The 11,968-nt window shown below is 71.6% G+C and carries 11 protein-coding genes; 5 read left to right on the top strand and 6 right to left on the bottom strand.

Going from position 1 to position 11,968, the window contains the following annotated elements; all coding sequences use genetic code 11:
- Positions 1–212: hypothetical protein (locus ABZS71_RS21040; protein ID WP_356212228.1), on the bottom strand; the 212-nt coding region annotated here is incomplete at its 3' end.
- Positions 213–589: 377 nt separating this feature from the next.
- Positions 590–1,165 (bottom strand): TerD family protein, encoded by a 576-nt coding sequence (locus tag ABZS71_RS21045; protein WP_355842042.1) that lies wholly within the window; start codon positions 1,163–1,165, stop codon positions 590–592.
- Positions 1,166–1,409: 244 nt separating this feature from the next.
- Between ABZS71_RS21045 and arfB the strand changes: the two genes are divergently transcribed.
- Positions 1,410–1,838, top strand: a complete 429-nt coding sequence (gene arfB, locus ABZS71_RS21050; RefSeq protein WP_355842045.1) for an alternative ribosome rescue aminoacyl-tRNA hydrolase ArfB — start codon at positions 1,410–1,412, stop codon at positions 1,836–1,838.
- Positions 1,839–1,952: 114 nt separating this feature from the next.
- Here arfB and ABZS71_RS21055 read toward each other — a convergent pair whose 3' ends face one another.
- Entirely contained in the window at positions 1,953–2,453 is a 501-nt protein-coding gene (locus ABZS71_RS21055; protein WP_355842147.1) for a flavin reductase family protein, read from the bottom strand.
- Between the two features lie 510 nt (positions 2,454–2,963).
- On the opposite strand from ABZS71_RS21055, the gene cdgB reads away from it, so the two are divergent.
- The gene (gene cdgB / locus ABZS71_RS21060) at positions 2,964–4,640 is read left to right on the top strand and encodes a diguanylate cyclase CdgB (protein WP_356212231.1); all 1,677 of its coding nucleotides are present in this window, start codon (positions 2,964–2,966) and stop codon (positions 4,638–4,640) included.
- 210 nt (positions 4,641–4,850) lie between these two features.
- Positions 4,851–5,861 carry a CBM35 domain-containing protein gene (locus ABZS71_RS21065; protein WP_356212233.1) on the top strand — a complete coding sequence of 337 codons (1,011 nt, stop codon included), beginning with the start codon at positions 4,851–4,853 and terminating at the stop codon, positions 5,859–5,861.
- 663 nt (positions 5,862–6,524) lie between these two features.
- Here ABZS71_RS21065 and ABZS71_RS21070 read toward each other — a convergent pair.
- The 3 genes from ABZS71_RS21070 to ABZS71_RS21080 form a co-directional block, all read right to left on the bottom strand.
- Complete coding sequence (locus ABZS71_RS21070) at positions 6,525–7,487, bottom strand: 1-phosphofructokinase family hexose kinase (RefSeq protein WP_356212235.1); 963 nt, start codon at positions 7,485–7,487, stop codon at positions 6,525–6,527.
- Positions 7,488–7,656: 169 nt separating this feature from the next.
- Positions 7,657–8,859: an N-acetylglucosamine-6-phosphate deacetylase gene (nagA, locus tag ABZS71_RS21075; protein WP_356212238.1), complete on the bottom strand. Its 1,203-nt coding sequence runs from the start codon at positions 8,857–8,859 to the stop codon at positions 7,657–7,659.
- Positions 8,859–9,791: an ROK family protein gene (locus tag ABZS71_RS21080; protein WP_356212241.1), complete on the bottom strand. Its 933-nt coding sequence runs from the start codon at positions 9,789–9,791 to the stop codon at positions 8,859–8,861. The genes nagA and ABZS71_RS21080 overlap by 1 nt, the downstream gene beginning before the upstream one ends.
- A gap of 360 nt (positions 9,792–10,151) precedes the next feature.
- Between ABZS71_RS21080 and ABZS71_RS21085 the strand changes: the two genes are divergently transcribed.
- Positions 10,152–11,387: an extracellular solute-binding protein gene (locus ABZS71_RS21085; RefSeq protein ID WP_356212243.1), complete on the top strand. Its 1,236-nt coding sequence runs from the start codon at positions 10,152–10,154 to the stop codon at positions 11,385–11,387.
- 167 nt (positions 11,388–11,554) lie between these two features.
- Positions 11,555–11,773 (top strand): DUF3263 domain-containing protein, encoded by a 219-nt coding sequence (locus ABZS71_RS21090; RefSeq protein ID WP_355842150.1) that lies wholly within the window; start codon positions 11,555–11,557, stop codon positions 11,771–11,773.
- Positions 11,774–11,968 lie beyond the last annotated feature (195 nt).

Here is an 11,968-nt window from a genome sequence, read left to right on the forward strand (position 1 = left end):
ACCACGATCCGCGCGGGGTCGACCAGCGGATGCTCACGGGCGGCCTCGACCGCGCGCACCGCGTCGGTGTAGAGCCGGGCGGCGGGTCGGCAAGCGCGGATGGTCGGTGGCGCGGCGGGCCCGCAAACGCGGCGGGCCCCGCAAACGCGGCGGGCCGGTGGGCACAGCGGGTCGGCAAGCGCGGCTGGCCGGTGCGTGCGGCGGGTCGGCAAGCGCGGATGGTCGGTGGCGCGGCGGGCCTCGCAAACGCGGCGGGCCTCGCAAGCGCGGTGGGCCGGTGGGCACAGCGGGTCGGCAAACGCGGCTGGCCGGTGGTGCGGCTGGCCCGGCAAGGCGGCGGGCCGGTGGGCGGCGGCGGGTCGGCAAGCGCGGATGGTCGGTGGCGCGGCGGGCCTCGCAAACGCGGTGGGCCGGTGGGCACAGCGGGTCGGCAAGCGCGTACGCCGCCCCGTCGACGGCGGTCTCCGCCCCCGCGGCGTGCGTGGCGCGGTGACATCGGGTCGCCGGAACCCCGCGGACGCGGCAAGGGCCGCCCCCTCGTGGGGGCGGCCCTCGGGTTCGCCTGTCAGGACGTCAGACGTTGACGCCGTCAGACGCTGACACCGAAGTCCTGGGCGATGCCCGCCAGGCCCGCGGCGTAGCCCTGGCCCACGGCGCGGAACTTCCACTCCGCCCCGTTCCGGTACAGCTCGCCGAAGACCATGGCGGTCTCGGTGGCCGCGTCCTCGCTGAGGTCGTAGCGGGCGATCTCGGTGCCGCCGGCCTGGTTGATGATGCGGATGAACGCATTCCGCACCTGGCCGAAGTTCTGGCTGCGGGACTCGGCGTCGTAGATGGAGACCGGGAAGACGATCTTCTCGACGTCGGCCGGCAGCGCGGCCAGGTTGACGTTGATCTGTTCGTCGTCGCCCTCGCCCTGGCCCGTGACGTTGTCACCGGTGTGGACGATGGTCTGGTCGGGGGTGGCCTTGTTGTTGAAGAACACGAAGTGCTGGTCGGAGTAGACCTTGCCGTTCCCGTTCACGGCGATGGCGCTCGCGTCCAGGTCGAAGTCGGTGCCCGTGGTGGTGCGGACGTCCCAGCCGAGGCCGACCGTGACGGCGGTCAGGCCCGGTGCCTCCTTGGTGAGCGAGACGTTGCCGCCCTTGGACAGGCTTACAGCCATGGGGAGTCCCTTTCGTGGTCTCGATGGTCCGAGTCGACGGGCCGTGCACCGGACGACCGACCGGGCGAAGCTGCCGTCACCCTCCACAACGCCATCAAGGCCCCAACAGGTTCCAGCTCTCTTTACTTTCTTTGCCAAACCCTGATGTCCCACCCTCCCCGCACGGCGCACGCCCGCAAATACGAGCGACCCACGCCCGCAAAACGAGATGACGGCACAGGGGTCCGCGCGCGACGATGGAGGCATGTCCGCGCCCTATGTCATCCGTGGTTCGGTCTCCCTGCCGGAGGCCGAGCTCATGTGGCGTTTCTCGCGGTCCTCCGGGCCCGGCGGACAGCATGTCAATACCAGTGACAGCCAGGTCGAGCTGCGCTTCGACCTCGCCCGCACCGAGGCGCTGCCCCCCGTATGGAAGCAGCGCGCGCTGGAGCGGCTGGCGGGGCGGCTGGTGGACGGGGTGGTGACCGTACGGGCCTCGGAGCACCGTTCGCAGTGGCGCAACCGCGAGACGGCCGCCGTACGGCTCGCCTCGCTGCTCGCGGAGGCCACCGCGCCGCCGCCCAAGCCGCGCCGCGCCACCCGGATCCCACGCGGCATCAATGAGCGCCGCCTGCGCGAGAAGAAGCAGCGGAGCGATACCAAGCGCGGCCGCTCCGGCCGTGGGTGGGTATAGAGGGGCTGCAGGGCCCCTCGCTCCGGCCGTGGCCGGATGTAGGCCCTGTCCGGCGTGCAGCCCTGTCCGGCGTGCAGCCTCTGTCCGGCGCGTAGGCCGGTTCGGCGCCGCGCGTCACCCCAGCGTCCGGTAGCGCCCCCGGAAGTGGATGAGCGGCCCGCCCTCGGCGCTCGGCGCCGCCGCCGCGAGCACCCGCCCCACCACCAGCGTGTGATCCCCGGCCGTCACCCGCTGCTCGGTCCGGCACTCCAGCGTCGCCAGCGCCCCCGCGACGAGCGGAGCGTCTGCCTCCGCGCCCCGGACCAGGGGCATGTCCTCGAACAGCAGTCTGTCGCTGATGCGCCCCTTCATAGCGAATCGTCCTGCGATATGCCGCTGACCCTCCGACAGGACCGACACTGCCCAGAGCGGCTGCCGGGCCAGCAGGTCGTCCATCCGGGAGCCGTTGCGAACGCTCACCATCACCAGCGGCGGGTCAAGTGACACCGACATGAACGCGGTGGCCGTCATGCCGACGTCCTCGCCGCGCGCCCCCTCGTCCGGGTCGTGCGCGGTCACCAGCACCACGCCCGCCGCGAATCGCGACAGCGCGGCGCGGAACTCGTCCTCACTCACCCCACCAGCATGCGGGACGGCGGGCTCGGTGGCGGCGGAAGCGGCGGCGGAAGCGGCGGCCGAAGCGGCGGCCGAAGCGGCGGCCGAAGCGGGGTCGGAGGCAGGGTCGGTGGCGAGGCCGGTGGCACGGGCGGAAGGCGTCGTAGGGAACACACCTCGAACGCTAACCGGGTTCACTCGGTCGGCGCATCGGGCCCCGGGACCACACCGGGCGTAGGCCCTCGGCCGTAGGTCGGACATCAGGCCGGCCGCCAGGCCGGACGCCGCCCGGATACCAGTGGGCACCTGTGATGGCCAGGCCCCGTCGTTCCGGAATTTGCGTTCAGAAAAAGTAGGAGCGCTCCCATGCGGTGTCTCCAAGACGCGAACACGGTCTGTGACATGAGTCACAGCAGCCAGTAATTGTTGACCCTGTGTACCGAGTGGGCAGCTCGCTGTGATTCAGTGGCCGTGGCAATCGGACGACAAGAAGCCAGGAGTTGCTGTCGAGGTCTCGGGGGAGTGCGAGCGATGGAGACCGAGTCGGAGCCCTACATCCGCCTTGCGACCCTGCGGCAGCTGCACCAGGTAGTCGCGGATCTGAACACGGCCCGCAGCCTCGCCGACACCCTGCAGGCCGTCGCCGACGGGGCGATCACCGGGCTCGGCTTTGAGCTCTCGGCCGTCAATCTCGTCCGCCCCGACGGGGACCTGGTCGTGGCCGCCGTCGGCGGCAGCGCCGGCGCCGAGGCCCTGATGGCCGGGCGGGTCGGCTCCCGCTGCTCCTGGGAGCGCCGGCTGTCCATGGGCGACCGCTGGGGCGATCTGCGCTTCATCCCGTACACCGAGGGCTGGGTCCTCGACGACGACGACGTCCCGCAATGGCACACCCCCGGCCCCGCGCCCCGCTTCGCCGACGAATGGCACCCGATGGACCGGCTGTTCGCCCCGCTGTACGCGGCGGGTGCGTCCGGCGGCGAGCTCATCGGCGTCATCTCCGTCGACAAGCCGCGCAATGGGCGCCGCCCCGGCGCATGGGGTCGCGAGGCGCTCCAGATGTACGCCTTCCACGCCGCCATCGCGATCGGGAACGCCCGGCTGCGCGCCAATATGCAGCGCGCCCTGCTGCGCCTGGAGCGTGAGCAGCAGGCCCTGCGCGCCAGTGAGGAATCCTTCCGGCAGGCGTTCGAGTACGCGCCCAGCGGCATGGCCATCGCCGAGATGGGCGGCGATCAGCACGGCCGGCTGCTGCGCACCAATGACGCCCTGTGCCGGCTGCTGGGCCGCCCCGCGTCCGCGATGCGCCGCTACTCCTTCTCCGACCTCGTCCACCCCGAGGACATAGGCACCCTGCTGCGCACCTCCGCCGAGGGCGGCCGTTCCGAGCTGCGGCTGGCCCGCCGCGACGGCAGTTACGTCTGGGTGTCGCTGCGCAACAGCGTGGTCGCCGACGCCGCCGACGGCCCGCGCTTCCTGCTCACCCATGTCGAGGACATCGAAGAGCGCAAGCGCCATGAGCTGCAGCTCGCCCACCGCGCCAGCCATGACTCCCTGACCGGCCTGCCCAACAGCGCCGAGCTGCGCGCCCGCCTCGGCGCCCGGCTGTGCGCCACTCCGCCGCTGCCGGACCGCCCGGGGTACGAGGACGAGGCCACCTTGGCCGCCGGCCTCCATGTGGACGCGAGCGGCCATCTGCACGGCTTCGACGAGTTCGAGAGCTTCGGCAGTCGGCCGCCCGCCGCCGGCGTCACGTTCGACGGCCATGTGCACACCATCGCGCCGAACGAGGACAGCGACGTCGATGACGGCCATAAGGGGCTCGCGGTGCTCTTCTGCGACCTCGACGGCTTCAAGTCCATCAACGACCGGTTCGGACACCACGCGGGCGACGCCGTCCTCATCGAGGTCGCCCGCAGGCTGATCAACGGCGTACGGGACGGGGACACGGTCGCCCGTCTCGGCGGTGACGAGTTCGTCGTCCTCGCCGACGGCCTCGGCCGGGCCGACGCCGAGGACCTGGCCGTCCGGCTGCGTAACGCGATCATCCCCCCGATCCGGGTGGACGGCCGGGCCGTCCGCGTGGGGGCCAGCTTCGGAATCGGCTGGGCCGGCTGCGGAATGTCGGCCGAAGAGGTGCTGCAATCCGCTGACCAGCGGATGTACGTCGAGAAGCGGTCGCGTTCGAAGGACCGCAGACGGGCCGGGTGAGGCAGGGCCGGGCCCCGGGCTGCCATCCGCCCCGCTCCGGTCACGGTAGGCTGCGCCGATGCGGCCCTGCCGCCGACAGTGAACCGATCATGAATATTGGCCATCCGGACAGCGCACGTCCCTGCTGAGGCCCTGTCGGCCTGATATGAGCTGTCGTGGCGCGTACGCATCCTTGCGCCGATGGCCATATGCATAGGGGAGTGACCAGGGATGACGGCCGGCAACAACGGCTCGGACACACCGGAGAACGACGACCCGTTCGCCTACCTGTACCGCGCGGAGGGCGACCAGGAGGGCCAGGGCGGCCAGTCGGGTCAGCCGGGTGCCGCCCCGCGCACCGGCGGCTACGGCTATCCCGGCCCCGCCCAGCCGGGGGTCCCCCGCACCTCGTACAACCAAGTCCGCGTGGTGGGCGAGCGCACCTACGGTCGGCAGGTCCCGAACCAGCAGCAGGGCTACGGCCAGCAGGCTCAGGGCCAGGCCCAAGGGCCGGGATACGGCCAGCAGAACGCCCACTACGCCGCCCCCGAGACCCTCCCCGGCGGCGCCCCCCGCCAGCCCGGTACGGCCCCGCGTGGCGGTCACGGGGGCGGCGGCCGGGGCCCCAACAACAAGGGCCTGCTCATTGGCGCGCTCGCCGTGGTCGCGGTGGTCATCATCGGCATCGGCGTCGCGATGATCACCAACGGCGACGACAAGGGGAACCAGGCCAACCCGACCAACCAGCCCACGTCGGGTGAGAGTGTCAAGCCCACCGACAAGCCGACGAAGCCGCCCAAGAAGCCCTCCGACCTGCCGAGCCAGGACGCGTCAGGCCTGAGTCTCGAGGGCGGCGCCGCCACCGCGAAGGACATCCCCGGGGCCAAGTCCAGTGGCGGCACATACGTCGCGGGCTTCAACAATCAAGGCGCTGCGGCCACGTGGGACGTCGAGGTGCCCCAAGCCGGGAAGTACACGCTGTTCGTCGGCTTCGGCGTTCCCGGGAAGGACGCCGACGCCACCCTCACGGTCAATGGAGCGCGGCAAAACAACTCGGTAAACCTGCAGAATTTCGCTCATGCGGGCGAGGGGAAATGGGAAGACGGGTGGACCCGCACCTACGCCTATATCAACCTCGAGCAGGGAAAAAATCAGGTCAAGATCTCGTGCGAACAAGGGAATAAGTGCGACTTCGCTCTCGAGCGGGTCTGGCTCCGCAGCGGCAACGTCACCAGTGGTTGAGGTCGCCGGCTGACAGGGTCCGCGGGTTGTGCTCCACGTGCGACCGGCACTTCGGAACACCGCCCGCGGCTGTCGAGGACGTCAGCCCGCCCTGCCCCACTCCAGGCACCGTGAGGCGGTGTATCCCTTCCGCCCGTTCCACTTGACGACGTGCCAGAGCTTCTCCGAGGGGGAGGAGCTGGTGCACCGGTAGCTTCCGCCGTTCACGGCCCCGTCGCAGTCGTCGTACGTTCACGGCCCCGTCGCCGTCATCGTAATAGCAGTAGACATGGTGTCCGGCTTTGAGAGTGACGATCTTCTCGGCCGCGGGCCCCGGTGCTACTCGGATGCTGACGTCCTGGAAATCGTTCGACCCCCAGCCCTTGTCCTGGGCGCCGTACGCTATCGCCGGCCGGTCGGAGGCTGTCGCCGCGGAAGGCATCACGCTGACGTCGGCGAACGCGACAACCCCCACTGCCGCGAGCCGAAGCATTTTCTTTCGCATCGAATTCCCTACGTGGACTTCAGGTGGTCGCTGGCAAATCTACGAAGCGCGATCAAGTGAAGGCAGAGGATTTCAAGTGGCCTATGGAATTGGCGCGATCCATTCGGACTCGGTGGCCGACGCGACGACGGGCGCCGGTGGGCGAATCGGCCAGTTCCAGTTCCAGTTCCCGTTGCCGCTTACGCCGCCGCCGGGCGCTCGGTGACCTCGACCCGCCCCAGCAGCTCGTCATAGGCCGCCCGGTCGAACTCGCCCGCCGCCGGGGCCCGTACGGCCGCCGCCGACAGGGCCACCGCGCGCGCCAGCCGGTCCGGCCACGGCACCTCCTCGACGAGCCCCGACAGCAGCCCCGCGACCGCCGCGTCCCCGGCCCCCGTTGGATTGCCGGCGAGGCGGCGCGGCGGGGCGGCGTGCCAGGAGCCCTGGGAGGTGACCACGAGCATGCCGTCGGCGCCCAGTGAGGCGGCCACGGCGCGCGCCCCGCGCCGCCGGGCGTCCCGCGCGGCGCGCAGCGGATCGGTGGAGCCGGTGAGCCCGGCGAGCTCGTCGGCGTTGGGCTTGACCATATGCGGGCGGGCGGCGATGCCCCGGCGCAGCGGTTCGCCGCTGGTGTCCAGCAGCGTGGGCACGTCGGCCGCGTGTGCCTCACGGACGAGCTGGGCGTATGTACCGACGGGGACGCCGGGCGGCAGGCTGCCGCACAGTGCGACCGCCGACGCCCCGCTCAGCAGCCGGGTGTACGTGGTGAGGAAGGCGGACCACTCGGGGCTGGTGACGAGCGGGCCGGGCTCGTTGAGCTGGGTGGTGTCGCCCGTCGCACCGTCCACGACGCCGATGGTGCGCCGGGTCGTACCGGCGATCGGCACGAGCGCGTCGGTGATCTCACCGCGCGGCGTCCCCTGGCCGTCACCGGGCCCCGCGAGACCGGTGAGCAGCTCCCGCAGCACCGTGCCCGTCACCCCGCCGGCGAAGCCGGTGACGACGGTGTCATGGCCCAGTGCGGCGAGCACCCGCGCGACGTTGAGCCCCTTGCCGCCGGGCCGCTCGGTGACCTCGGTGACGCGGTGGGTGGTGTGCGGGCGCAGTTGGGGCACCCGGTAGGTGATGTCGAGGGCGGTGTTGAGCGTGACCGTCAGGATCACCCTGGCATCCCCTCTCCCGTCCCCCCGCCGGACGGAGATTCCTGTGCTGAAGCGTGCGACTGTGTGCCGAGCGGTGCTCGTGCCTGAGCGATCATGCCAAAGCCCGTGCTGTCGGCCCAGACCTCCGTGGGGTTCAGGACACCTCGCCGCGGCCCAAAATCAGCCCACTTCAGCCCAGTTCGGGGCGTACCACCCAGTCGCCGTGCCGCATCACGCCCCGGACCTGGAAGTCCTCGCCGAGGACGACGAGGTCAGCGTCCTTGCCCGGCTCCAGCGAGCCCACCCGGTCGTCCACGCCCAGCACCCGCGCGGGCGTCGCGGACAGCGCCCGCACGGTCTGCTCGACGGTCAGCCCGTCGACCGTCACGGCCCGCCGGAAGGCCTGGTCGAGGGTGAGGGTGGAGCCCGCGATCGAACCGGCCGTCGGCCCGTCGCTGATCCGCGCGACGCCGTCCTTGACCTCGACTTCCATCGGGCCGAGCGGATAGCGCCCGTCGCTCATGCCCGCGGCGCCCATCGCGTCGGTGATGAAGGCGACCCGGTCCGCGCCCGCGCGGCGGAACGCCAACTGGAGGACGGCGGGGTGCAGATGCGTACCGTCGTTGATCAGCTCGACGGTGACCCGCTCGTCCTCCAGCAGCGCCACGACCGGGCCGGGCTCGCGGTGCAGCAGCGTCGGCATCGCGTTGAACAGGTGGGTCGCCACGGTCGCGCCCGCCTCCACGGCCTCCAGCGCCGCCTCGTAACTGGAGTCGGTGTGGCCGACGGCCGCGAGGACGCCGCTGTCGGCGAGCAGCCGTACGGACTCCAGACCGCCGGGCAGCTCGGGCGCGAGGGTCATCATCCTGGCGGTGCCGCGCGCGGCGTCGACGAGCTTGCGGACGTCCGCGGGGTCGGGCGCGCGCAGCAGGGACGGCTGGTGGGCGCCGCAGCGGTGCGGCGAGATGAACGGCCCCTCGAAGTGGAGGCCCGCCAACTCGCCCTGCTCGACCAGCTCCGAGAGGACCGCCGCCTGCCGGGCGAGGTCGTGGAGGTCGCCGGTGACGGTGGAGGCGAGCATCGTCGTGGTGCCGTGCTGCCGGTGGGTACGGGCGACGGTCAGGGCCTCCTCGGGGCTGCCCGCCGAGAAGGACGCGCCGCCGCCGCCGTGCACATGCATATCGACGAAGCCGGGGACGATCCAGCAGCCGGACAGATCCAGCGCCGCGTCGCCGGGCAGATCCAGTACCGCGTCGCCCTCGGGTGCCCGCTCCGCGCCCGTGCCCGTGCCCGCCGCGGCGATGCGCGTGCCCTCGACCGTCACCCGCCCGCTCTCGACCACGCCTCCCGGCAGCGCCACCCGGGCGCCCGTGAGAACCGTTCGCTGGACCATCAGGCGGATACCTCCGTGGAGAGAAGATCCCAGGCGAGCAGACCCGCGCCCAGGCATCCGGCGGTGTCCCCGAGGGCCGCCGGGACGATGTGGGGGAGCTTCTGGAAGGTGATCCGCTCCTCGACCGCCGTACGCAGCGGTGCGAACAGCGTCTCCCCGGCCTCGGCGAGCCCCCCACCGATGATCAGCACACCGGGGTCCAGCAGGGTGACGGCGATCACCAGACCGTCGGCGAAGGCGCCCACCATCTCCCGCCACACCGCCGCGGCCCTCGGGTCCCCGGACGCGACGGCCTTGGCGCAGTCGGCCGCGTCCGCCGCGGGGTCGCCGCTCGCCTCGGCCCAGGCGCGGCCGAGGGCGGACGCCGAGGCGAACATCTCCAGGCACCCCGACTGACCGCAGCCGCAGACGGGGCCGCCCGGCCGCACGACAATATGGCCGATCTCCCCCGAGGAGCCGTGCGCCCCGGGGTCGATCCGGCCCTCGATGCCGATGGCGCCCGCGATCCCGGTGCCCACCGACACGAACAGAAACCGGTCCGCGCCCTCGCCCGCTCCTATCCGGCCTTCGGCCAGCCCGCCCAGCCGCACGTCGTGCCCGAGCGCGACGGGGATCCCGCCGAGCCGCTCGGACAGCAGCGCACGCAGCGGTACGTCCCGCCAGCCGAGATTGGCGGCGAAGACGGCCACCCCGCGGTCCTCGTCGAGGACTCCGGGCACGCCGACGCCCGCCGCCGCGGCCGGTCCGCCGAACTGCCGCTCGCCGAGCTCGCGCAGCTCGGCGGCGAAGTCGAGGATCGCGGTGACGACCGCGTCGGGCCCGTGCTCCCGCCCGGTGGGCCGCCGGGCCGCATGGAGCAGTGTGTGGTCCGCCCCGATCAGGGCGGCCTTCATGCCGGTGCCGCCCACATCCAGGGCGATGACGTGTTTCACGGGAACAGTCTCGCGCGATCCACCATGAGAGGTCTAGTCCACTCGCCGCTTCTCGTCGGAACTTCGAGCCTCTTCCGCAACTGGCCGCATTGACCCGTTCTCGCCCTTGATTCCGGCGCCCACAAGGGAATTGTGGCGGCGTGACACATTCCACTTAGAGGTGTAAGACTGCCCAGTGCTGGGAACATGGGTGCCCGATACCGAAGCGATATGCCCATGGTGTAGACCTTGTGGAGGTTTGCAAGGCAGACTCGCTCGACCTCGGGGGACGAACCCGGGAGGATGAATCAAGCCATAGGGTGGGAAGCAGCGGTGCAGCGGCGACGGTTCTTGGGTCTGACGACGGCGGGTGCCGCGGCGATGGCGACGGCGCCCGCGCTGACGGCCTGCGGCAGCGACAGTGCCGGTTCGGGCGGTAACGGCACTTTGAAGGTGATCGCGGCCGACTACGGAGACAGCGCCGCGAACACCTCTCAGAAGTACTGGGAGAAGCTGGCCCGCGCGTTCGAGGTCAAGAACAGCGAGATCACGGTCGACGTCAAGGTCTACAGCTGGACCGAGGTCGACAAGCGGGTCGCCGACATGGTCAAGAACGGCCAGGCCCCGGACATCGCCCAGATCGGCGCGTACGCCGACTACGCCGCGGCCGGGAAGCTCTACCGCGCCGACCAGATGCTCTCCATCCCCACCCAGGCCGGATTCATCACCTCGATCGAGCACGCGGGCGAGGTCAGCCGGGTGCAGTACGGGGTGCCCTTCGTCGCCAGCGCCCGGGTGCTCTTCTACAACCAGAAGCTCTTCGACGCGGCCGGCATATCCTCCGCCCCCACCTCCTGGGACGAGCTGAAGCAGGCCGCGGTGGCGCTCAAGGCGAACGGCGTGCGGATTCCCTACGGGCTGCCGCTCGGCCCCGAGGAGTGCCAGGCCGAGACCATGATGTGGATGCTCGGCGGCGGTGGCGGCTACACCGACACCAACGGCAGCTACACCATCGACTCGGCCGAGAACATCAAGACCTTCGAGTGGCTCCGGGACGAGCTGGTCGGCGCGGGCCTCACCGGCCCCGGCTCCCCGGCCCACACCAACCGTCAGGACGTCTTCGACGCCTTCACCCGCGGCGAGGTCGGCATGCTCAACGGCCACCCGACCCTGATGCAGCAGGCGTCCGGCCACGGCATCAAGTACGCCACCGCGCCGCTGCCCGGCCGCAAGGGCAAGTCCCGGTCGACGATGGGCGTCGCCGACTGGCTCATGGCCTTCAAGCAGAACGGCAACCGCCAGCAGATCGGCAAGTTCCTCAACTTCGTCTACAGCGACCAGAACGTGCTCGACTTCGCCGCCGAGTACGACCTGCTGCCGGTGACCACGTCCGCCTCCCAGGCGATGCGGGCCGACAACGACTACAAGCGGCTGTGGCGGTTCCTGGACGAGCTGGAGAGCGCCGAGTTCTACCCGGCCGACAAGACCTCCTGGGCGAACGTCAGCAAGCTGATCAAGGAGAAGATCGGCTCGACGGTGGTGAAGGGCGGCGACCCGGCGAGCGTTCTGGGCGAGATCCAGCGTGAGGCCGACGCCATGGAGAACTCGGGGACGTGACGGTGGACATGCCCGGTCCCACGGAGGACGCCGCCGAGCCGGACGAGGCGGGGGTGCCGACCGAGGCGACCGGGCCTGCCGAGCCGGACGAGGCGGGGGAGCCGGACCAGGCCACTGGGCCGGGTGACGGCTCGGATGACGGCTCAGGTGACGGCTCCGAGCACGGCCTGTCCGACCGGGACCGGGCCGTGCTCGCCGTCGAGCGGCGCGGCTGGCCGGGGCCGGGCGCCAAGGAGCGCGCGATACGGGAGCGGCTCGGCATCTCGCCCACCCGCTACTACCAGCTGCTGAACGCGCTGCTGGACGACCCCCGCGCCCTGGAGCACGACCCGGTGACCGTGAACCGGCTGCGACGACTGCGGGACGAGCGCCGCGAGCGGCGCTGAGGCCGGGGTCGGCGGCCTGGCTGAAGGCGGGTGGCCGACCCGGGGCCGGGGTGGGGTTTGTGTGTGCTGTGCGGCGTGGGCGGCGCTGGGGCCGGGGTCGGCGGTTGGCTGGAGGCGGGTGGCCGACCCGGGGCCGGGGTGGGGTTTGTGTGTGCTGTGTGGCGTGGGCGGCGCTGGGGCCGGGGTCGGTGGCGT

It is taken from the genome of Streptomyces sp. NPDC005393, assembly GCF_040606675.1.
GTDB lineage: Bacteria > Actinomycetota > Actinomycetes > Streptomycetales > Streptomycetaceae > Streptomyces.